At 47.1% G+C, this 22,831-nt stretch carries 21 protein-coding genes and 2 tRNA genes; 11 read left to right on the top strand and 12 right to left on the bottom strand.

Annotation, left to right across the window (positions count from 1 at the left end; translation table 11 throughout):
* Positions 1-154 precede the first annotated feature (154 nt).
* From cysK to AT705_RS00425, 4 genes are all read left to right on the top strand, one after another.
* Positions 155-1,123 carry a cysteine synthase A gene (gene cysK, locus AT705_RS00440; protein ID WP_058795029.1) on the top strand — a complete coding sequence of 323 codons (969 nt, stop codon included), beginning with the start codon at positions 155-157 and terminating at the stop codon, positions 1,121-1,123.
* Between the two features lie 192 nt (positions 1,124-1,315).
* Positions 1,316-2,218: a substrate-binding periplasmic protein gene (locus AT705_RS00435; protein WP_208856748.1), complete on the top strand. Its 903-nt coding sequence runs from the start codon at positions 1,316-1,318 to the stop codon at positions 2,216-2,218.
* A 99-nt stretch (positions 2,219-2,317) separates the two neighbouring features.
* A complete protein-coding gene (locus tag AT705_RS00430; protein WP_058795028.1) occupies positions 2,318-3,697 on the top strand; it encodes an MATE family efflux transporter in 1,380 nt (459 codons plus the stop codon).
* Complete coding sequence (locus tag AT705_RS00425; RefSeq protein WP_058795027.1) at positions 3,684-4,664, top strand: AraC family transcriptional regulator; 981 nt, start codon at positions 3,684-3,686, stop codon at positions 4,662-4,664. The genes AT705_RS00430 and AT705_RS00425 overlap by 14 nt, the downstream gene beginning before the upstream one ends.
* Here the strand turns inward: AT705_RS00425 and queE are convergent.
* On the bottom strand, positions 4,661-5,326 hold the full coding sequence (gene queE / locus AT705_RS00420; protein ID WP_058795026.1) for a 7-carboxy-7-deazaguanine synthase QueE: 666 nt from the start codon (positions 5,324-5,326) through the stop codon (positions 4,661-4,663). The genes AT705_RS00425 and queE overlap by 4 nt on opposite strands.
* A 230-nt stretch (positions 5,327-5,556) precedes the next feature.
* On the opposite strand from queE, the gene queC reads away from it, so the two are divergent.
* The gene (gene queC / locus AT705_RS00415) at positions 5,557-6,213 is read left to right on the top strand and encodes a 7-cyano-7-deazaguanine synthase QueC (protein ID WP_058795025.1); all 657 of its coding nucleotides are present in this window, start codon (positions 5,557-5,559) and stop codon (positions 6,211-6,213) included.
* 131 nt (positions 6,214-6,344) lie between these two features.
* Complete coding sequence (locus tag AT705_RS00410; protein ID WP_058795024.1) at positions 6,345-6,575, top strand: hypothetical protein; 231 nt, start codon at positions 6,345-6,347, stop codon at positions 6,573-6,575.
* Between the two features lie 53 nt (positions 6,576-6,628).
* On the opposite strand, the gene AT705_RS00405 is transcribed toward AT705_RS00410, so the two are convergent.
* The 10 genes from AT705_RS00405 to rlmE form a co-directional block, all read right to left on the bottom strand.
* Entirely contained in the window at positions 6,629-7,606 is a 978-nt protein-coding gene (locus AT705_RS00405; protein WP_058795023.1) for an ATP-grasp domain-containing protein, read from the bottom strand.
* Between the two features lie 112 nt (positions 7,607-7,718).
* Positions 7,719-9,710 (bottom strand): UvrD-helicase domain-containing protein, encoded by a 1,992-nt coding sequence (locus tag AT705_RS00400; protein WP_157576621.1) that lies wholly within the window; start codon positions 9,708-9,710, stop codon positions 7,719-7,721.
* A 102-nt stretch (positions 9,711-9,812) separates the two neighbouring features.
* Positions 9,813-9,898, bottom strand: a tRNA-Leu gene (locus AT705_RS00395).
* Between the two features lie 82 nt (positions 9,899-9,980).
* Positions 9,981-10,066 (bottom strand) — tRNA-Leu (locus AT705_RS00390).
* Between the two features lie 10 nt (positions 10,067-10,076).
* Positions 10,077-10,424 (bottom strand): preprotein translocase subunit SecG, encoded by a 348-nt coding sequence (gene secG / locus AT705_RS00385; protein WP_058795021.1) that lies wholly within the window; start codon positions 10,422-10,424, stop codon positions 10,077-10,079.
* A gap of 4 nt (positions 10,425-10,428) precedes the next feature.
* Entirely contained in the window at positions 10,429-11,172 is a 744-nt protein-coding gene (tpiA, locus tag AT705_RS00380; RefSeq protein WP_058795020.1) for a triose-phosphate isomerase, read from the bottom strand.
* Positions 11,173-11,251: 79 nt separating this feature from the next.
* Positions 11,252-12,592 (bottom strand): phosphoglucosamine mutase, encoded by a 1,341-nt coding sequence (gene glmM, locus AT705_RS00375; protein ID WP_058795019.1) that lies wholly within the window; start codon positions 12,590-12,592, stop codon positions 11,252-11,254.
* Positions 12,589-13,434, bottom strand: coding sequence for a dihydropteroate synthase (folP, locus tag AT705_RS00370; RefSeq protein WP_058795018.1), 846 nt, complete (start codon positions 13,432-13,434; stop codon positions 12,589-12,591). Before folP ends, glmM begins: the two co-directional genes overlap by 4 nt.
* 391 nt (positions 13,435-13,825) lie before the next feature.
* Positions 13,826-15,760: an ATP-dependent zinc metalloprotease FtsH gene (gene ftsH / locus AT705_RS00365; protein ID WP_058795017.1), complete on the bottom strand. Its 1,935-nt coding sequence runs from the start codon at positions 15,758-15,760 to the stop codon at positions 13,826-13,828.
* 68 nt (positions 15,761-15,828) lie between these two features.
* Positions 15,829-16,458, bottom strand: coding sequence for a 23S rRNA (uridine(2552)-2'-O)-methyltransferase RlmE (rlmE, locus tag AT705_RS00360; RefSeq protein WP_058795016.1), 630 nt, complete (start codon positions 16,456-16,458; stop codon positions 15,829-15,831).
* Between the two features lie 83 nt (positions 16,459-16,541).
* On the opposite strand from rlmE, the gene yhbY reads away from it, so the two are divergent.
* Positions 16,542-16,838 (top strand): ribosome assembly RNA-binding protein YhbY, encoded by a 297-nt coding sequence (yhbY, locus tag AT705_RS00355; RefSeq protein ID WP_010385908.1) that lies wholly within the window; start codon positions 16,542-16,544, stop codon positions 16,836-16,838.
* Positions 16,839-16,841: 3 nt separating this feature from the next.
* Here yhbY and AT705_RS00350 read toward each other — a convergent pair whose 3' ends face one another.
* On the bottom strand, positions 16,842-18,014 hold the full coding sequence (locus AT705_RS00350; RefSeq protein WP_058797870.1) for a serine hydrolase domain-containing protein: 1,173 nt from the start codon (positions 18,012-18,014) through the stop codon (positions 16,842-16,844).
* A gap of 180 nt (positions 18,015-18,194) precedes the next feature.
* Between AT705_RS00350 and AT705_RS00345 the strand changes: the two genes are divergently transcribed.
* The 4 genes from AT705_RS00345 (at position 18,195) to AT705_RS00330 (ending at position 22,799) form a co-directional block, all read left to right on the top strand.
* Positions 18,195-19,001, top strand: a complete 807-nt coding sequence (locus AT705_RS00345; RefSeq protein WP_058795015.1) for a hypothetical protein — start codon at positions 18,195-18,197, stop codon at positions 18,999-19,001.
* A gap of 145 nt (positions 19,002-19,146) precedes the next feature.
* The gene (locus AT705_RS00340) at positions 19,147-19,854 is read left to right on the top strand and encodes a response regulator transcription factor (RefSeq protein WP_049865699.1); all 708 of its coding nucleotides are present in this window, start codon (positions 19,147-19,149) and stop codon (positions 19,852-19,854) included.
* Positions 19,855-19,953: 99 nt separating this feature from the next.
* Positions 19,954-21,264 carry a sensor histidine kinase gene (locus tag AT705_RS00335; protein ID WP_058795014.1) on the top strand — a complete coding sequence of 437 codons (1,311 nt, stop codon included), beginning with the start codon at positions 19,954-19,956 and terminating at the stop codon, positions 21,262-21,264.
* A 188-nt stretch (positions 21,265-21,452) separates the two neighbouring features.
* Positions 21,453-22,799, top strand: coding sequence for a sodium-dependent transporter (locus AT705_RS00330; protein WP_058795013.1), 1,347 nt, complete (start codon positions 21,453-21,455; stop codon positions 22,797-22,799).
* Positions 22,800-22,831: the final 32 nt, after the last annotated feature.

The following is a 22,831-nucleotide window of genomic DNA, read 5'->3' as shown; positions in this document are numbered from 1 at the left end:
TTACTGACCTTTTATTATACATATTTATTTTTTTATTCCATCAGGGCATAAGCCTTTTTAATATATCTTATAGCCATTCTTTCCTTTTGTTTTGCTCCATCCCCAGTAAAGTGTGACTAATATTAAATATCCTTAGCTCATTGAAGGGAAAATTATGTCGAACGTTTTTGCAGATAACAGCCTGGCAATTGGCAACACCCCGATTGTTAAACTTAACCGCGTAACTGGTGGCAATGTCTTTGCCAAAATTGAATCTCGTAACCCGAGTTTCAGCGTAAAGTGCCGCATCGGTGCCTCTATGATTTGGGAAGCCGAGAAAGCCGGTTTGCTAAGCGAAGGCAAAGAGCTGATTGAGCCTACTTCTGGCAACACAGGTATTGCACTGGCTTTCGTTGCAGCATCCCGTGGTTACAAGCTAACCCTGACCATGCCAAACACCATGAGTCTTGAGCGCCGTAAACTACTAAAAGCACTAGGTGCAAACCTGGTGCTAACTGAAGGTGCCAAAGGTATGAAAGGCGCCATCGAGAAAGCCAATGAAATCCTGGCTGGCGACCCCGAAAAATACGTACTGCTACAACAGTTCGAGAACCCGGCTAACCCGAAAATCCATGAAGAGACCACAGGTCCTGAAATTTTCGAAGCGATGGACGGTGCAATCGATTACTTCGTAGCCGGTGTTGGTACAGGTGGCACAATTTCTGGTGTAACTCGCTTTCTGAAGAAAGAAAAAGGCCTAGACGTTAAATCAATTGCGGTAGAGCCGGTTGATTCAGCCGTTATTTCTCAAGCTCTGGCTGGTGAAGAGTTGAAGCCTGGCCCGCACAAAATTCAGGGCATCGGCGCAGGTTTCATTCCTGGCAACCTGGATCTTGAGCTGCTTGATGGCACAGAGCAAGTATCAAACGAAGATGCAATTGCAATGGCACACCAGCTAATGAAAGACGAAGGTATCTTAGTCGGTATTTCTTCTGGTGCTGCTGTGGTTGCTGCTAAGCGTCTGGCAGAGAAGCCTGAAAATGCAGACAAGAACATCGTCGTTATTCTACCAAGTGCAACAGAGCGTTACTTGTCGAGCCCATTGTTTGCTGATGAGTTCACCGATCAGGAGTTGGTTCAGTAATCCGAATCCCTCACGCTCGTTAGACTAATTGTCTATAATAAGGCCAGCTAAATGCTGGCCTTATTGTCTTCTTCCCTTCCCTTTAGCGTGATAATGTCTAGACTTAATAAATAATCGATGTAGCCTAAAAGCAGACTCATCGTTTTATTTCTAAACGCTTTTATCTCAATTGTGCGCACCAGGAAACAGGTTATGAAAATACTCACCCGGCTATTGTTGCTGTTATTGTGCAGCGTCTCTGTGACTGCCTTTGCGAGCCTGAATGTCGGCTACTTTAAACAAGGCACGTACCTGATGGTTCAGGGTGAGCAATATAAAAATGGGTACCTGTACAATAAAAGCGGTGATAAGCCGTTATTGCATCTGGTAACACTGGATTGGCCTCCCTATATTGGCGACCAGTTGTGCAATAAAGGTTGGGTGTTTCAATTTACAATCTCCTTGCTGGCGGATCAAGGCTACCCTGTTTATGTCGAATTCCTGCCCTGGGCCCGTGCTGTCAAAGCCGTTGAGTCCGGCCGGGCAGACGTTCTCTTTCCTGAGTACTTTATCGAAGATGCCTCCCCCTCTGATAACTACCCCGGTAAAGCACGCCGTGAATTACTGGCACTGTCTAATGCATACCCGGGCGGTGAAATTACCCTGCTAAAACGCCGCGGAGAGTCAGACAACTTTGAGGGCAACCTCAATGCACTCAAAGGCGCTACCATAGGTGTGGTGCGGGGCTATCAGAACACCCCCGAGTTTGACGCCATGATGGACAACAATGAATTCATCATTGTCGAAGCCGTCGATGATTTACAACTGGTTAAGCTGCTGATAGGCAAACGTGTTGACCTGATTATTGGCGATCCCAAAGTGCTGCGCTTTACCGTAAGTTATTCAGATTTGGCTAAATCTGAAAAGGTTACCTTATTAAGGGGGCTGGAAAATGTGGAGCCTGCTTTGAGGTACAATAATCTGTATTTTGCACTCAGTAAAGCCAAGCCCAACTGGCGTGGCGTCCTGAATGACCTCAATAAAGGCCTTTATCTGTTTAAAAACAGTGGTGAGACCGATCGCATCATCGAAATGGGCAGTTCAGAGTGTTATTAACTGATACTTACTTTGCTCAAGTGCGCAAGATTTGAATATTTTTCATAGAATGAGCGCAATAGACTAGCCAGACATTAATTCAATATCTGGTAATGATGGATGTCTGTTGATCCAAATCGCTCGTCCAGTGGTTCAGAGCACCTCGCGACCGAGCCGGTCGCCATCTTGTTTTTGAAACATTTTTTTCCAATATGTATCGGTATGCTGGTCATCGGCCTGTACAACCTGATTGATGGCCTGTTCATCAGCCATTTTGTTGGCGAACAGGCACTGGGCGCGGTTGCCATGGTGTTCCCTGTGCAAATGGGGATCGCCGCGCTGGCCGCGATGCTCTCTGCCGGCATGGCAACCATGGTTACCCGGCTGCTAGGCGCCAAACAAAGAGCCAAAGCCGGGCTCATAATTGGTCACACCTTACAAATGGCCATGCTACTGAGCGTAACTCTCCTGATATTAGGCTGGCTATACCCTCTTGAGATACTAAATTGGCTCAGCGTCGACCCGGTATTCAAAGCCGACGCTTACGCCTACCTTCACCCCATTATGCTATGCAGTTTTGTTGCGATAATATTGCCTGTACTGGGAGACATTTTTCGTGCAGAAGGCCAACCGCATAAGCTCATGCTGATAATGTTAACGGCCTCCGGGCTCAATATTGTGCTGGATTACGCGTTTATTGCTGTATTTGAGTGGGGTGTTACCGGCGCGGCTGTCGCCACGGTGATATCGCAGGCTATCGCCTTGCTATTGGCTTTATACCTGCTACTAGAACCAGGCAGATTTACCCCCATTGATTTTGCAGTTGATCATAAGGCCTGGTTACCTATTGTGTTGACAGGGACACCTGTACTGATCACGCATCTCTGCCTGGGCTGGCAAACGGCCATCATGAATTTTCAGCTCATGCAAACCGCCGGAGAAACCTGGGTGATCACTTACGGTATGCTAAGTCGGGTGCTCACCTTTGCGACTCTGCCCATGGTTGCTATGCTAGTCACCTTTCAAACCTTATGTGCCTACAACCTTGCAGCACAAAACACCGAACGAGTGCGTAAGTCAATTGAAATCGCGCTCATCTCAATGATGCTGTATGCCACACTCGTAACAATCCAGCTTGTTTTGTTTGCCCCAAATATCATGGCCTGGTTTACCAGCCAGCCATTACTGATATATCAGGGTCAGGAAATGATACACTCCGCACTGTGGGGACTGCCACTCGTCGCCTTAATGCTGGTTGCCAGCGGCTTCTATCAGTCTATTGGCGACCCTCTCCGGGCTAGTTTTTATAGTGCATTCAGGATCATATTTGTGTTTACGCCGTTGCTTTTTGTACTGCCATTGTGGTTTGACCTGAACGGGGTCTTTATTGCGATAGTCAGCGCCGACGTCATCACCGCGCTGACGACCTGTAGCCTGTGTTGGTTTCACTACCAAAAAACAACCTCAAACAAATTGGAGATTATCAGTGCAAAAAACTGATCAGCAGGAAAAACATCGGGACTTATATTATCAGCGTCTGAAACCTGTGGTTGCTTATATTCACAGCCACCCAGATCAGCCTATAAGTCTTGAAAAAGCCGCGTTGCTCAGCCACTTTTCTAAGTGCCACTTACAGCGCATTTTTTCTGCCCTGATGGGGGAATCCCTGACCCAATACAGTAATCGGGTAAGGCTGGAACGCGCTGCTTCTTTACTGTTCTTTCACCCCGAAAAAAGCGTAACTGACATTGCGCTGGACTGCGGCTATTCAAGTAGCGCTAACTTCACGCGCTCTTTTAAAGAACACTATTGCATTACGCCAATCAGCGTCAGAAAAACAGAGCGGCTGAAAAAGCAATTGGCAGAGCGCCTTGAAGTACAAAAGATGAACATTGAATTACTGATGCGACTGCAAGCCGAAAAGGTGTCTGCCAAGCAACCTGACATAACACCCAAGGCCAGCCGGATTATGAAGATTAATGAGATGGACTTGTGTGCACTCAGAGCACCGCAAGGCTATCACCTTGACGGGATCTGGCAATGCTGGGAGCAACTAAATCAGTGGGCCCAGGTGCATGGCCTGGACTCACACAGCATCACTAAACTCGGATTTGGTCATGACAACCCCCTCTTTACCCCGCTGGATAAAGCCAGATATGACGGTGCACTGGTGATCCCCGCGGGATTAAAAGACAAAGTCAAAAGCCCTTTCAGACTAAGTACGTTAGCTGCGGGTCAGTATGCGGTTTTTCGCTACCATGACTTAGTGAGTAACCTGCTGCCTTTTCAGCTGGCCCTCTACGCAGCCTGGTTACCGAACAGCGGGTTTGAGCCGGACGACGCCCCACTCATTGAGCATTACGATCGACCGGTTGACAACAACCATGACAAAGACCCTTCAAAACGCATGATTGCGTTGGAGATCTGGTTAAAAGTCAAACCGCTGGCTAAGACCACGCCCGATTAACTGATGCCAATGTATTTATGGACCTGCACAGACAAGCGCCAGTTTTTCTGCTTGCAGGTATCAATGGCCAGCTTAGTCGCTTTCGCTTTTTGACTGATAGGTTGCAGATATACCAGCTTAGGCTGAACCCCGGTCTCTTCGAACAAGGCTTCCAGCTCTTCTACATGCTTCTCCATTGCGACCGGGTGCTTAATCTCATCCGCTCTTTGCATCGCACTTGTCAGGACTTTGTAACCGCCGCGCATATTGATTTTAGGAGATACCGTGACCCAGGTTTGCGCTGGCACCAGAATTTCAAAAGTACCGCTAGTTTCTACCTGAGTTTGATACCCCTCAGCATGAAGCTTGTCGCATAACGGGTTGAGATCATACATACAAGGCTCGCCCCCGGTGATCACCACATGCTTTGCGGTATAGCCACGCGCTTCAAACAAGGCCAGTAGTTGCTCAGGAGTGGCATTGGCCCAAAAATCTGAATCCGCTTTTTTCTCTACCGTTTGGTCCAAGCTTACAAGATATACGGGGTCAACCTCCCAGGTCTGCTTGGTATCACACCAAGCGCAGCCTACAGGGCACCCCTGTAAGCGCACAAAAATGGAAGGCACACCAGTGTGGCTGGCTTCACCCTGGATGGTTTCAAACACTTCATTTATCTTGTACAAAACAGCTCCGAACTCACTTTACACCCCGGATTCAAACCGGACACATGACGACTAAATAACGTTTACATTTTACCCTGGCAAAAGCCATAACGCTGAAAAACAGGCATTATCTGACCCGTCGGATTGTCATTTTTTCAGCGGCCGTGTAGTATATCGCGCCCTGACATAAACCTCTATTAAAATCGCGAGCAATGTCAGTGAGTATTCGAGCACACAAACGAGGCAAACCTATGAGCGAAAAAGTCGTTGTTATTTATTCCGGTGGCATGGATTCATATACAGTCCTGAACAAGGCACTTAAATCAGGCTATGAGGTCTATGCGCTGTCTTTTAATTATGGCCAGCGCCATGTAAAAGAGCTCGAAGTTGCCCGTCAAGCCTGCGACGAACTCGGTGTGGCTCATAAAATCGTGGACATTTCCGCAATTAACCAGCTGATCGGTGGTTCATCACTGACTGATGACATTGAAGTACCAGAAGGCCATTACGAAGAAGAAAGCATGAAGAGCACTGTGGTACCAAACCGCAACATGATCTTGCTGTCTCTGGCGGTTGGCTATGCGGTTTCGCTCAAGGCCAGTAAAGTCTTTTACGGTGCCCATTCAGGCGATCATGCAATATATCCGGATTGTCGCCCTGAGTTTGTAAAGAAAATGGACGACGTCTGCCGCATCGCAAACTATGAAGAAATAGAAATTGTTTGCCCTTACCTGAACAGCAGCAAAATTGAGATCCTCACAGACGGCCTGAAAATGGGGCTCGACTACAGTAAAACCTGGACCTGCTACAATGGTCGAGAGAAGGCCTGTGGTAAGTGTGGTGCCTGTCAGGAGCGTCTGGAAGCTTTTACATTAAACCAGGCCAGTGACCCCCTGTCTTACGAATAGGGCCTCTCTTTTGCTCAGTGGGAAATACTACGCCCACTGACTAAATCACATCTTGAAACAGAACCGCTCAAGACCTCTGTTCGATAATTTGCTACGCTAGGACTATCAAAGTGAAAAAAGGAATCACAAGTATGTCCGGTACAACCATGGTTTTTCTAATTGTTTTAGTGGCAGTCAGTTTCGGTGTTATCCGAGATATCTTTACTAAGCGGCTGGAAATGAAAAAGCTCGACGGAATGAACCAAGCAGAAAAACAGGCCATGCAAGATGAGATTCAGCAACTCAAAGCACGTGTAGCAACACTTGAGCAGATCATCACCGATGATGGCTACCAGGTTGCTAAAGAAATCAATAAACTATGATACCAGCCAGCAATGGCAGCTGGTATCACTTGGGCTCTAAACCGTTCCGAAAGTTAAGCGCTGGTTGGCGTAGACTGTAGCTTAGCAACCGGCTTTTTGGCTTCAGAAGCTTTAGGCTTTTTCTTGTCGAAAATCCCCAAACGGATCCGGATAAAGTGCAGGATCTCCCGGGCCACATCAACATCAACCGCAGCTTCTAAGCCTTCAAAACCCGGGCTCGAATTGGCTTCACAGATCTTAAAATGCTCTTCATCAAATAACAGGTCAATCCCTGCCATATCCAGATTAAGAATATTCGCCGTTTGCGTTGCCAGCCATTCAATTTCGGGGGTGATCGGATGTGACAGGCCCTTTGCGCCCGCACTCACATTGGCTTTAAAATTCGCACCGCCCGAGTTTCGTTCCATACAGGCAACCACACGTCCACCAATCGTCAATACACGTAAGTCTCTACCATGACTCGACTTAATAAACTTTTGCAGAATAATGTTTGCTTTCGGACTAGTCGCTTCAATCAATTGCATCAAGTCGTCAAACTCACTGCGTGTTTTTGATAAAAAGACCCCACTGCCCTGAGAACCGGACAGCGTTTTTACTACTACGGGGAATCCAATCTGCTTTTCAACCAGATCAATATTAACCGGAAACTTCACCAGCATGGTTTTTGGCGTCGGCAAGTTTTGCTGTGCCAGGATCTGCTGTGCAAACAGCTTATCCTTCACCGTTTCAGTCGCTTCTGAGCTGTTAAAACAGTGTACACCAAGCCGTTCGAGGTGACGAATAATCGCCAACGCAAAATAGGTTGTTCCGGCGCCCATACGTGGTAACACAAAATCGGGCAGCGATACCGGTTCGCCATCGATCAAAACACTCTGGTCGTCTTCACGGGATACCAGCAAGTCGAACTGATCAGGAGAAAACACCTGCAGATCTATGTTTTCCTCCTGGGCAACTTCCAGTAGGCGTTTAATTTCGTATGTTTCTGGCTTTAAAAGGTTTGCCGAGTCTTTGTATATAATCCATCCACGCATTGAGGTGCTCTTTGCTCGCTTGAAATTCAAAGCGCGGATTATGAAAAGCAATGACCCTAAAGTACAACAAAATTTATTTGTCGTCAGGATAAGAGAATTACCAGTTAAGGGGTCAGTTCACTAATGCCAGTGTTTCGTCAATAAACGGGCTGGGATCATCAGGCACCAGCAAACAGACTTGTCGTCGGGCACGGGTAAGTGCAACATAGAACAATCGGCGCTCCTCTGCATCTGGATACGACTCCCGCGATGGTAACAATGCCTCTATGATGGCCGCACTTTGCTGCCTGGCGGGCACGCCGTTACTATGTAAACCCAATAAAATGCTAAAATCAGCTTCTTTTCCTTTAGCACCGTGAAAAGTCAGCGCCGTTATACGCGCACGAGGAAATCGTTGAGAAAGTTTGGCCAAAACTTCTGCGGATGGTAAAAATTTGTGGTTGCGTGCCAATAATAAGACTGAGCAAGGCTCTGCCGTCAAGCTCATAAACCCATCGATTGCCTTACTTAGCGCATCTTCTTCCTCAGGGCGCGCAATCAGCACAGGGCAACTGGCCACTTGGCTCGAGTTAACCCGCTTAATCAATTGAGCCGGATTCTGACACACAAATTCGCTGGCAATATCCAGCAGTTGTTGCGGATAACGAAATGTCATATCAAGCTGCTGGATCGTTGCCTCACCAAAGTGCTCCGAAAAGTGAGTCGTCATGGAAATATCCCCGCCACTAAAACGATATATCGCCTGCCAGTCGTCTCCGACGGCAAACAAATCGCTCTTACTGTTGCGTGCCAACAGCGCTTTGAGCAACTCAGCCCGAAGCGGAGAAATATCCTGAAATTCATCAACCAGAATGTAATGCCAGGGACTGTGAAACTTGCCACTACGCACATACTCGATGGCTCGCGTGATCATGTCATCAAAGTCGATACATTGCTCTTTTTGTAAATAAAACTGATAGTCGGTAAGCACAGCCCGGAAACAACTCGTCCAGAGCGCAAATTCGTGACTCAGTGATTGTGTCTTACCCAAAAATAAGGCCTGTTTGTAGAAGCTCAGCGCCTCTGAAAATTGACGGATCAGTTTGGTTGCGGCACGGGATTTTAGATCAAGCTTTTGGCTGCTGTCAGTTGCAGAAAACTGGCTTTTCAGCAACGCCATTAAGTCACGCTGATACTGAGCCTCCTGACATAAAGACGCCAGGGTCTCAGCAATAAACTGCTCCCTGGCAGCGTCACTCTGACACAATGCAGACAAAGTCGGTTTATTACCTTCGACCTGAGCAATGATTTCCAGCCCAAGGCTATGAAATGTTGCGCACTCCACCGTGACCTTACTTTGGGCCAACCGTTGCTGCATCTCAACAGCCGCTTCCTTTCCGTATGCAAGCATCAGTATTTGCTCAGCCTGAGCTTGTTGTGAATGAAGCAGATAAGCTGCTTTGGCCACCATAACACTGGTTTTTCCGGTTCCCGCCCCTGCAAGCAATAGCTGACGCTCATCCTGTACCACACACGCTCGACGTTGTGCCTGAGTCAACGGGTGCTCACACACCGTATCAAAAAACCCCTCATAACGACGTAACTGGGCCTGAATAAAGGCTTCTCTGAATTGAGCCAGGTCTTCCTCATGCCAGCCATGCATTTCAGTCACCGTATATTGAGCCTGGACAAGTTCCTCATCCATGTCAGGCTCACTTTGCCAGCCACTCCAGTACTTTGCCAGCTCGGTTATGACAGAACGAGTTGTAGCCCAATAACGCACAGACAGATACCTGTGTTGCAATAGCTGCTCCAAAGCCGTTACTGAGGAGATCAGGCGCGCTTTATGAGTGTTTAACCAGAAGGTTTCGAGCTGAGTTTTCATTTGAGGAGCGGGGTGATATTTGACCCGAATAGTCATCACTCTGTCCTGCTCATGACACACAAGGCGTGCACCCAACCAATCCAGCGAAATGACGGGAGGCTGATGTTGCTGTGTCCAGGCGATCAGCTTTTCACCGTCCGCCTTTAGTACTCTTATCCCTTGCGGGCATACGTTGATTGCTCTAACGCCATGGAATACTTTGGAAATAAAATGAGCAGGAAAATGCATAAAAAGAAACACAAACTAATTTCTTTTATTGTAACCTATGTAAGCGGGGTAACGCACATAAGTAGTTTAAATTCGGGAATTTTTAGGAGTAAGAAAGGACTCTAGATAACCGATTGGTGCGAATGGGGGGACTTGAACCCCCACGAGCTATGCTCACCACCCCCTCAAGATGGCGTGTCTACCAATTCCACCACATTCGCAATTCGGTGTAATGCATTGTCGTTTAAAGTACGACTTAACTCATGTTATATGAGAGAGCCAGTGCATTGCCGGCTCTGAGATTGGTGCGAACGGGGGGACTTGAACCCCCACGAGCTATGCTCACCACCCCCTCAAGATGGCGTGTCTACCAATTCCACCACGTTCGCTAAGAGGTTTTTAGTTTGGGACGTCTGAGTTGTTTTGAGACTCTTCTGACGCTGGTACATCTTGACTAGCTGGTACTACTGTAGAAGCAGGTGCCTCCAGATTTTCCCACTGATCAGCCTGCTTAATTTGGCTGGCTGTCAAGCTACCTAATACAATGCTCAGGACGAAAAATACCGTCGCAAGAATTGTCGTCGTTTTGGTCATAAAGTTGCCAGCACCTGATGAACCAAACACGGTTGCAGAAGCGCCTGCACCAAAGGATGACCCCATGTCGGCGCCTTTGCCTTGCTGAATTAAGATCATGCCGATCAAAGCCAGCGAGACGACCAAATATATAACCAAAAGAATCTCGTACATTTACTTATCCCTTTGCACTTTCACAGATAGCGCTAAAGCTTTCAGGTTTGAGACTCGCTCCGCCTATCAGGCCACCGTCAATATCTGCTTGTGCGAACAATAATTCACTATTACTTTCATTAACACTACCGCCATATAGTATGCGTAGTGCATCTGCAACCTGTCCATCATAACTACGTAACAAGTCGCGAATATACTTATGCGTTGCCTGGGCTTGTTCTGGTGTGGCTGTTAAACCGGTACCTATGGCCCAAACAGGCTCGTATGCTATCACAGAATTTGCCAGTGATGCTACGCCTAATTTTTCAATGACAGATTCAAGCTGTTGTTTAACAACTTCTTCTGTCTTGCCATCTGTTCTTTGCTCTTGGGTTTCACCAATACACAGAATAGGCGTCAATCCACTTTGCTGCGCTTGAGCAAATTTATTTGCGACATCCTCGTTGGACTCACCGTAAATACTACGTCTTTCAGAGTGTCCTACTAAGGTGTAATGTGCACCAAGGGATTTCACTAAAGAGGCTTGTACTTCACCTGTGTAGGCACCAGCGTCAAATTCTGACACAGTCTGTGTGCCACATTTTAAACCAGCTGATATTGCCTCAGACAGTAACACCGCAGGAGGAAAAACTAATACCTCACACTGCTGCTCTTCAATTTGAGCACTCACCGCTGCAATTTCTTTTATCAGCTCTAAAGAGCCGTTCATTTTCCAGTTGCCTGCGACGATTGGCTTTCTCTGTCCCATGTATTACTCCGCATCAGAAAGCGGGTGAGATACTAACGTCACTCACCCTAAGTTACAAGAAAAAATTGTGGATTTTGGTTTAGTTGCTCACAGATTCAACGACTTGAGCAATTTTGGTGGCAAAGTCAATAACTTGCTTTTCCTGTTCGGCTTCAACCATAACGCGAACAACGGGCTCGGTACCTGACTTTCTTAACAGGACCCGGCCTTTTTCACCCAACTCGGACTCAACGTCCCTCACCGCTTGTTGAACCTCATCCGCTGATACGGGATCTGTGCCTTTGGCATAACGCACATTAATCATTTTCATCGGATATTTGACAAATCCAGCGCCTAAATCTTTGAGCGTCTGGTTTTGAGCAACCATAGCAGCAAGTACCTGCAAACTTGACACAATACCATCGCCAGTCGGGATAAGTTCAAGGTTCAAGACGTGGCCCGAACTTTCACCGCCAATTGTCCAGCCATGCTCCTGAAGTTTACTCAACACATAACGGTCGCCCACTTTACTGCGCTCAAACGGAATGTCTTTCTCTTTCAGCGCATTTTCCAAACCCATGTTAGACATCACAGTGCCGACGACACCACCTTTTAGCTGTCCACTGCGCTGAGCTTGTGCCGCGATGATATATACAATGTCATCCCCATCAAACACACGACCGTTGTGGTCCACCATCATGACGCGATCGCCATCACCATCATAGGCGATCCCCACATCGGCCTGGTGCTCAAGTACATGGCGTTTTAGAGCATCAACGTGCGTTGCACCGCACTTTTCATTGATATTAACCCCATTTGGCTCACATGCCGTGCAGATCACTTCTGCACCTAACTCACGCATGACTGCCGGCGCAATGTGGTACGTTGCACCATTAGCGCAATCCAAAACGATTTTAAGGCCCTCGAGTGAGAGTTCATTTGGGAATTGTCCCTTACAGAACTCAATATAACGACCGTCTGCGTTTTCCAGACGTCGTGCCTTACCCAGCTTATCTGAAGCCACACAGGTCATGGGTTCGTCAAGCATGGCTTCGATTTCTAGCTCAACTTGATCCGGCAGCTTTTTACCATCACCACCGAAAAATTTAATTCCATTATCATGATATGGGTTATGCGAGGCACTGATCACAATGCCCGCTTCAGCGCGGAATGTTTGCGTCAAGTAGGCAACGGCAGGTGTTGGCATTGGCCCAAGCAATACCACATTAATGCCAGCGGCAATAAGCCCCGCCTCTAGAGACGTTTCCAGTAGATAGCCTGAAATACGCGTATCTTTACCTATGATTACTTTCTTGGTGCCAGATTTAGACAGCACTTTACCTGCTGCCCAGCCCAGTTTAAGTGCAAACTCAGGTGTGATTGGAAACTCCCCAACCATTCCACGTACACCGTCGGTACCAAAATATTTTCTTGTCGTCATTTATTTACTCCATGGGTTGCTGCGTGCCAAACCCGCAGCACATCATTGGTTTCTTTAACATCATGAACACGTATAATCTGCGCCCCCTGTTGGGCACATAATAATGCCCCACTCAGGCTTGCAGCCAAGCGCTCATCTGTATCCCGATTAAGTAATTTGCCAAACATAGATTTGCGGGATAACCCGGCAAGAATAGGACGTTGCAGTTCGGCAAAGTAAGATAAGTGTCCTAACAATGAAAAGTTATGTTCCAGTGTTTTGCCAAAACCAAAGCCTGGATCTAGAATGAGGCGATCAGGCGTTATGCCTGCCTCTACACAGCAAGTCATACGTGACTGAAAAAAAGCGCTAATATCCTTAAAAAGTTCCTCATAGCTGGGGTTGAGCTGCATGGTTCTCGGCTGCCCCTGCATGTGCATCAAACACACCGCAACATCGTCGTAACGTGCAGCCACGTCAAGAGCGCCAGGCTCTTGCAACGCACGCACATCGTTGATCATATCCGCACCAGCTTCAATCGCAGCGGACATCACCTCAGCTTTACTGGTGTCGACTGAAATAATGCAGTCTGACTGAGCTCGAATGCCTTCGATAACAGGAATAACACGTTCAAGTTCTTGTTCTAATGCGACGTCAGGCGCACCAGGGCGTGTCGACTCACCGCCAATATCGAGCACACTCGCACCTTGCTCAAGCAGTATTAAACCGTGCTTGACAGCGCTGTCAGCCTGACAATACTTGCCGCCGTCTGAGAATGAATCAGGAGTTACATTAACAATTCCCATTATTTGGGGTGTAGAAAGGTCAAGTGTACGACCACGAGGAAGTTTAAGCTTAAGCATAATACGCCTGTTGAATTGCTTTTATATAAGCATATTTTATAAAAAACTGCCACATTAAGATAGTAAGTGCTCGCTGGGAAGAGCTTAGCTGACACCTTATGAATGGCTGCTTACTTAATCCAATTCGTCGAGTTTCGGCTCTATTAGAAGCCAGGGAGACACCAGTTTTCAGTATCACCTGTATACACAAACACTTTGCTCTAGCCACAGTAATTGTTTAGACGGACTGTCACTTCCCTATGTTTCATGGATTCGTCAGCTGAACGTAAGATAAGCAGAATCTCAGCCAGTACAAGCCGCTCGTCAGACGAACTGGTAAAAAGGTCATCCTTAAAATATAAAAAACCCCGGCTAATGCCGGGGTTTATCAATTGTTGAATTCTAACTTAGATTATAACTTGTCATCAAGCTCAGAACCCGATGCTGGGGCACTTTCGTTCTTTTCAACGTCATTACTAGTACCAGCAGAAGCACCAGTATTGCCACTATCAGTTGGCTTACGGTCATGGGCATCTCTGGGTGGACGCACCTCTTTTCTTTCCATTAAGTCGTCAATCTGACCAGCATCAATTGTTTCGTACTTCATCAATGCATCCTTCATCGCGTGAAGAATATCCATATTGTCTTTCAGAATTTGCTCCGCTCTGCCGTAGTTACGGGTAACAAAATCCTTAATTTCAGCATCAATAAGCTTAGCAGTCTCATCAGACACACCAGCCATGCGTGACGACCCGCCACCCATAAACATTTCGCCTTGCTCTTCCATGTACATCTGAGGACCCAACTTTGGACTCAAACCCCATTGCGTTACCATCTTGCGTGCAATATCGGTAGCTCGCTCAATGTCGTTGCTGGCACCCGTTGTTACTTTGTCATCACCATATATAATGGCTTCTGCAATTCGGCCACCATACAGGCTCGATAACATAGACTCTAAATGCTCTTTTGAGTGACTTACTCTGTCTTGCTCCGGCAAATACATAGTGACACCCAATGCACGACCTCGCGGAATGATAGACACTTTGTAGACAGGATCATGCTCTGGAACCAATCGACCTACAATCGCGTGACCAGCCTCATGGTATGCTGTCATTTCTTTTTCTTTCTCAGACATCACCATAGATTTACGCTCAGCGCCCATCATGATTTTGTCTTTGGCTGCGTCAAACTCAGCCATGCTCACTTTACGTTTGTTGCCACGCGCAGCAAACAGTGCGGCTTCATTAACCAGGTTAGCCAAGTCAGCACCTGAGAAACCTGGCGTACCGCGGGCAATTAAAGACGCTTCAACGTTTTCATCAAGCGGCACTTTGCGCATGTGTACATTCAGAATTTGCTCACGACCACGTACGTCTGGTAAACCTACTACTACCTGGCGGTCAAAACGGCCTGGGCGAAGCAATGCCGGGTCAAGTACATCTGGGCGGTTCGTCGCAGCAATAACAATAATACCTTCATTGCCTTCAAAGCCGTCCATTTCAACCAACATTTGGTTAAGAGTTTGCTCACGCTCATCGTGACCGCCACCCATACCCGCACCACGTTTACGACCTACAGCATCGATCTCATCGATAAAGATGATACACGGTGCCGCTTTCTTTGCCTGGTCGAACATGTCACGTACGCGTGACGCACCAACACCAACAAACATTTCTACGAAATCAGAACCTGAAATGGTAAAAAATGGCACTTTGGCTTCGCCTGCTACCGCTTTAGCAAGCAAAGTTTTACCAGTACCAGGAGGACCTACCATCAACACTCCCTTAGGAATGTTACCGCCAAGCTTCTGGAACTTAGATGGATCACGCAGGAAGTCTACCAACTCGGTAACGTCTTCCTTTGCTTCATCGCACCCTGCAACGTCGGCAAATGTGGTTTTAACCTGATCTTCACCCATCAGACGTGCTTTGCTCTTACCAAATGACATGGCGCCTTTACCGCCGCCACCTTGCATCTGACGCATGAAGAAGATCCACACGCCAATTAACAACAGCATAGGGAACCAGGAAATAAAGATGTTAGCCAGGAAAGACTGCTCTTCCGGCGCAACCCCTTTGACGTTTACATCATTTTTAAGTAAATCATTGATCAGGTCGTCATCATACAACGGCATAATGGTTTGGAAACGTTCACCATTATTTTTGATCCCTGTGATCGTGCCAGCTGTGCGGTCGATGTTGACATCGCGGACTACACCGCTACGCACTTCGTTCACAAACTGAGTATAACTAGTCTGGCGATCTGCTTGTTCGCCACCATTGAAGCTCTGAAATACGGTCATAAGCACGACTGCTATCACCAACCAGAGTATTAAGTTCTTCGCCATATCGCTCAAGGGGTTAACCTCTTGTATCTAAAATAATTCAAATTCGTCTTAAAAGCGTTTCAACTGTACTACAGTTTGTAGCCCGTCGCCACTATATATACTTCTCGAGATCGCGGCCGGGACGCTTTTGGTTTGCGGATCTTAACCACTTTAAAGGCATTACGCACGTCCTGCACAAACTGATCAAAGCCTTCACCCTGAAACACCTTCACAGCAAAAGCCCCATTCGGTTTGAGTACCTGATGACACATATCAAATGCCAATTCGACCAAATACATACTACCAGCCTGATCTATCACGTTGTTGCCACTCATATTGGGTGCCATGTCTGAACATACCACATCAATATTTTTGCCACCAATTCGTTCCATTAAGGCATTGAGCACAGCCTCTTCGCGAAAGTCACCTTGCAAAAAGGCTACGCCTGGCAGAGAGTCCATTGGTAATATGTCACACGCGATTACTTCGCCCTTCTCACCGACCTGTTCCGCCAGATATTGAGACCAGCTTCCTGGCGCTGCGCCCAGGTCGACAACATGCATGCCTGCTCTAAACAATTTGTCTTTCTGTTGGATTTCTTCCAACTTAAACACAGCACGTGAGCGATAGCCTCGCTTTTGTGCCTCATGAACATAAGGATCTTCAACATGTTCTTTTAACCAGCGTTTGGAGCTCGCTGAGTGCTTTTTATTTGCCATATTAACTGCAACTCATTAGTAATATTCTTTAGATGGCGTTAGAATAGCGGTAATTCAAGCCTTAATTAGTAAATTGTACCAATATGACATTATCAAATAAACAGAAGCAGTACCTAAAAGGGTTAGCACATGACCTCAAACCCGTTGTTTTGCTCGGTGGTAACGGGCTGACAGAGGGAGTTCTGTTAGAGATTGAGCAATGTTTAGACATCCACGAGCTCATCAAGGTCAAAGTACCGACCAATGATCGTGAGACCAAACAGCTTATCTTTGAAGCCATTATCCGTGAAACCGGTGCCCATAAGGTTCAAACTATCGGACATATCGTCGTTTTGTATCGCCAAAGCGAAGATAAAAAAATCCAGCTACCTCGCCAGTAGCATCTAGCTGGCTGCCTGAGCATCAGCTTGCTCCCTGGCAGTTCTGCTAAATTCAATGGCCTGACGAATGAACTCTGTACTCAGGCCGTTGATGACCCCACTTTCAGCGTTTAACAGCAAGCTAAAGCCAATCCCCAATTCTGGCAACACTGCCACATCCGTTCTATATCCTTGTACCCAGCCACTGTGGTAATACATTAACTCACCTGAAAAACTGTAGATACGCCAGCCCAGCCCATAATGTGCTTGCTCAACATAATTACGCCACACTCGCCTGCGTAGCTCACGCTTTGTGTGCGTATAAGGTCGTGACTGAATGGTAAGCGCATCCAGCGATAAAACCGAAGGGTATATACCCAGTTGTGCCTTTAACCATTGTCCCATATCTGCGGCACTGGCATTCACACCGGCCGCTGGCGCCACTTTATAGTAGTGAGGCTTCAGCCTGGCGGTGTGCCAACGTTTAGTCCCCCGCACATGAGGCGCGGCAAAATTATCATCTCTGGTCATGTGCGCATGACCTAAGCCCGCATCTTTCATACCCAAAGGAGCAAAGAAAAAGTGCTCAAGCCAGGATTCGTAGCTAAGCTGCGTTGTTTGTGCAATCACATTGCCGATCAGGCTAAACATGACATTCTGATAGCCATAACAAATACCCGGCCGACAAATATGTTTAACATCAACCAGGCGTGGATAAATTTTGTCATACGCCATACGTGACTCTATCAGATTATCATAGGCGTTGGGTACCAGACCGCTGGAGTGGCTCAGCAAGTGATATAACTTAGCCTTTCCGTAGGCACTCTCACTAAAAATAGGAAGATGCTCCGCAACGGTATCTTCTAGATTGAGTACCCCTTGAGCTGCCAACTTAGCAGTCAGGGAACCGGCAAAAGTCTTAGACACCGACGCTAGCCGAAAACGCGTGTTAGCCGTGACGTTACGCCCTTTTTTAACTTTGGTTTGCCCTATGCCTGCAATATGATCACCATGCTGCTGATGAACAATGCTCAAAGCAGCACCCGGTATCGATTTTTCTTTTAGTTTTTGTTTGAGTTGCTTAGAATATGCGTTCACAAATTGCTCCCAGCGCAGCTGTTCGCTGTCTGGGTTAGCCTGAACGACCCAAGTCGTCAGTGCGAAAGCAATAATAATAAGGTGATGCAGTGACTTCATAATGATCCGATTCATTAACACACTGCGCATAATATCATGAAGTTTGGCACTGCTCACGCGGACAATCCTTGTTGGTCATAGAAATTAGTCAATGTGGCCCGGAGGATAGTGCCAATTAGTTTGTCGTGTTTTAATGCAGCTAAGTGCTGATCTATAAAACTAAGTTTAGAGGTATAAGTCATGCGCTGTTTGCTTTCAATTATTGCCTTGGTCGGGCTCACAGGGTGTATTGCAACACCCCCAATGGCCCCCAAACTGGACGTGCCAAAGAAGCCGCTATTAACTAAATCCGTTTACCAGCTGTCATATAGCACCGAACTCGAATCTGCCCGGATTAAATCTGTGCAGCTGCCCGCTCACCCAGTTAAGAGCGGTAATACAGTTTATATAGACACCAGTAAAGTGAGCGTTACAGATACATTGCGCAAGCAGATTATCCAACTTCTAAAAGACAAAGGCTTGACAGTCGTTGCACAAAAAAGCAGTGACTACCATCTGGTGGTGCAGCAAATGGATCTATCGTTTGGCAAGGATAAGGTTTATGTACTCAATAAGCCTGAAGATCCCCACCCTTACATTGCACAACTCGCCCAAACGAACCCAAGTAAACAGTGTAGTAATATCATCGCGTCTTTAAGCATGCGGCTTACTCACAAGTTATCTTCTGATGTCATTTGGTTTGCTAAATCATCGATTAACAGTGCGGGATATCAGGGTATCCCGCTGCAGTATACCTTCACAGAAACCGAGAAGGTCGCAAACGAACACGCGGTGATTTCCTTCATTGTCGAACAAAATCAAGAAGAAGCCCGGCGTGCGAGATACAATCAGGCTATCAACATCCCACCCTATCAGGTGGAATCACAGATTTCGCCTTTGGTAAAAACGGCTGGCGCATGTAATAAAACAGAAGTAAGTGCACTAACCAGTGACATGATGCATCATTTGAGTCGCGGTCTGATAGAAAAGCTTAATGTATTGCTTTAACTGAGGTTCTTACACAAGAACACACACTTAATTACACTTTTTACGTGATTCATACTTATAATTGCAGGCAAGAACATAATTCAAACAAAATAGAGAACGCCTTGTCTAGCTGCATTCAAGGCAAGCGCAATAAAGGAGAAGTCAAATGGAGCAATACGGCACAATTTTGTTGGTTGAAGATGACGAATCACTCGCACAGTGGGTTGCTGACTACCTGAATAATCAAGGCTATACCACTGAGTGTTGTTATCGCGGCGACCAGGTTGTCGGTATGGTCAAACAACACGAACCGGATTTGGTTTTACTGGACATCATGTTACCGGGTCAGGATGGTATCAGCGTGTGTCGCGAGTTGCGCCAGTTTTACAACAAGCCCATCATCATGCTGACAGCCAAAGATGAAGAGATGGACGAGGTGATTGGACTGGAGGTTGGTGCCAGTGACTATGTGATCAAGCCGGTACGCCCTCGTGCTTTACTGGCGCGGATCAAAGCCAATATGCGTGTTGCCCAGGAAAATGACACCAGCACAGATACCAATGCTGTTATGCTCAATGTGGGCAATCTCCGTATAGATACTCAGGCACGTAAGGTAATCGTCGCGGATCAGGAAGTGAATGTCTCCAGCGCTGAATATCTGTTACTCCATTTTCTGGCCAGTAACGCCGGAGAAGTGGTTTCCCGGGATGCAGTGTTTAAAGCCACCAAAGGACGTGAATATGACGGCCTGGATCGCAGTGTTGATGTACTTATTTCCGCACTGCGTAAAAAGTTTGGCGATGACCCTCAAAACCCTGAAAAAATTAAAACAATCTGGGGGAAAGGCTATCTGCTGGTGCCTTCAGCCTGGTAAGCCAACTCTAAGCTATTTATAGGTCCGCCTTTTCCAGTGCGGACCCCAGCCCTGTCCCTTGCCTACCTTATGTAGTGGGATTTATCTTTGGAGTAAAGGATGAGAAAGCTCTACCTGTATTTGTTAGCGAGCGCTCTGATCTCAATTGTGGTACTGGGCTGGCTGCTTGATACCCTGAGCCAGCAAGCTGAACCCGCAGAAGATACCTTCGCCTGGCAGGCCAAACTGCTTTATGGTGTGACCAACCAAAGTGCCTCCATCCCAGAGACACTGCGAGCCGCCTATATGGAACAAGTGAGTAAAGATTTTGACCTCCCCATCACCTATAGCTCCGGAGACTCCTTAGCGTTACCAGTCGAATTAAAAAACCAGATGATGCAGCCCGAAGGCCTGCTGTTAGAAGATGACATTGGCTACTACTTGCTTAAGTCTGCGCCCTCATTGGCTCCCGACTACCTGGAGCTGAGGCTCGAAAAGCCACCCGAACAATATGACTCAGATGTCTTTTTAACTCTGGCTTTTTATGCCGGAATTTGCACTTTTATGTGGGTCATCCTCGCGCCCTTAGCCAGACGACTTGCGGTACTGGTCAGTGCAGCAAAACAGTTTGCCAGCGGTGACTTAAGCGCCCGTATTGAGGTGAATCACTTTACCTATATCAAAGATCTAGAGCTGACCTTTAACCGCATGGCTAATCAGATAGAAAAGCTACTTGCCGAAAACAAGCTGATGGCGTCCAGTTTGTCTCACGACATTCGTACCCCGGTTGCCTGTTTGCGATTCGGTTTTGATGCTGCCTTTGAAGAAGACGATATTGAGCAGGTGCACGCCCTGATGCACCGGATGGAAAAAGATCTTGATCAGATGGAAGATATGCTGGCCAGTTATTTGTCTTTTGCCACCTTAGAACAAAAGTCGCACCTACTCAAATTTACCCCCACCCAGCTGGACACCTATATTGGTAATGTGGTTGAACAAATGGCCCCCAAACTGGCCAAAAAGCAAATTAATGCCAGCGTTTCAGTTCCCGCAAGCTTACAATTGGCTGCCGATCCCCACTGGTTGGCCAGGGCCATCTCCAACTTGTTGAGCAATGCTTGCGACTTCGCTAACAAGCAAATCATTGTCAGTGCTCAGCAGCTGGATCATCAAATTGAAATCCGGGTCGAAGATGACGGCCCGGGCATCGAAGAAGAAAACTGGGCCAAGGTATTTAACCCCTTTTTCCAGGAGCAAGGACATCGTAACCGGGCGGGAAAAAGCTACGGCTTAGGGCTGGCTATTGTTGCAAAAGTAGTCGACTGGCATCATGGACAGGCGAGTGTTAGCAGATCTGATCTGCTCGGTGGCGCAAAGTTCACATTAACATTTTCCTGTAAAGCTCCGAGAAATACTGTCAAGACTGACTGACAAGCGTTAGATTTGTGCTATAAATCAGCTAGATACTAACTACGGGTGGATACACTACTGGATTTTTCGGATTACGCTCAGGATTTAAGCAAAAACTTGTGTTAGATCAATGCAATTTAGGCCTTTTTATTTCCTTTTAATTACAGTAGATTGTTGCCGCCGTCTTTAAAAAAGAGAAGTATAAGAATATGAGCAGTGTGCGCGGAGAGTTCAGCTCTCGCTTCGGATTCATTATGGCTGCAGCGGGATCTGCTGTAGGCCTGGGGAACATTTGGGGTTTCCCCACTCAAACCGCCAGTAATGGTGGTGCCGCTTTTGTATTAATGTATTTGATCCTGGCGTTCTGTCTGGCTTATCCCGCACTGATGGCTGAGCTGGTTATCGGTCGCCACGGTCAGGCTAATGCCGTGTCTTCACTGCAAAAGCTGGGTAATAACCCGGTGCAAAAAAAGTTTGCGTTTTTCGTCGGTTTTGGCGGCATAATTTGTGCCGGACTGATTTTGAGTTTCTACGCCATTGTGGCAGGTTGGATGTTAAGTGCCACCTTTGAGCCCGTAGCTAACACAGTCGGTGCAACAGGCGCGGCACAGTGGCTTTCAGAGCAATCTCTGCTGAGAGATCTCAGTTTCACGCTTGCCTTTGTCGCCCTGACTATCTCCATTATCAGTAAAGGCGTCGAAAATGGCATAGAAAAGTGGTCCAAGCGCCTAATGCCAGCGCTGCTGCTCATTCTGTTCTCATTAATTGCCTATGTACTGACTCAGGATGGTGCTACAACTGGCTTAAAAGCCTATCTGGTTCCTGATTTCTCCTCTTTGCTGGATCCAGCTCTATTGGTTAGCGCACTCGGTCAGGCTTTCTTCTCTTTGTCACTGGGTACCAGTGTGATGATCATTTATGGCTCATATATCAGCAAGCAAGAAAACCTCGTGTCACTGGGTGCATATGTCACCTTAATCGATGTGTTCATTGCCTTTGTTGCCGGCCTGCTGATCATTCCAGCGATGTACGTAGCACAAGCTCAGGGCGTCGAGATCTTCTCACCAACCGGGCAGTTGTTATCAGAAGACACTTTGGTTTTCCAGGTTTTGCCAGCCTTATTTGAAGGCATGGGTAGCGTAGGTGTGTTTGTCGGGTTTGCCTTCTTTGCACTGATGAGCATCGCTGCACTAACCAGCTCCATTTCCATGCTCGAAGCACCGGTATCCTACGCGGTTGAAAAATTCGCTCTGGCCAGAACGCAGGCGACCTGGATCATTGGTGGGATCATCGCAACAGTGAGCGTGACGATTATTCTCAACTTCTCGACCCTATTTGGTCTGGTTGTGAAACTCACCACGCAGTTTGGTCAGCCCTTACTTGGCATGTTGTGCTGTATCTTTGTAGGCTGGATCTGGCATCGTCAGAAGCTACTCAAAGAAATCAAGACTGGCCACCCAGAAGTTGCTTCATCGCTGTTTTGGCGCATTTGGCCCTGGTACATCAAGTTTGTCTGCCCGCTGGCTATCGCTCTGGTGTTTATCAATTCCCTGTAACAAAAAACAATCCTAAATTGACCTACAGAGAG

Source organism: Pseudoalteromonas rubra, assembly GCF_001482385.1.
Taxonomy (GTDB): Bacteria; Pseudomonadota; Gammaproteobacteria; order Enterobacterales; family Alteromonadaceae; genus Pseudoalteromonas; species Pseudoalteromonas ardens.
This window is presented reverse-complemented; position numbering and strand designations above follow the sequence as displayed.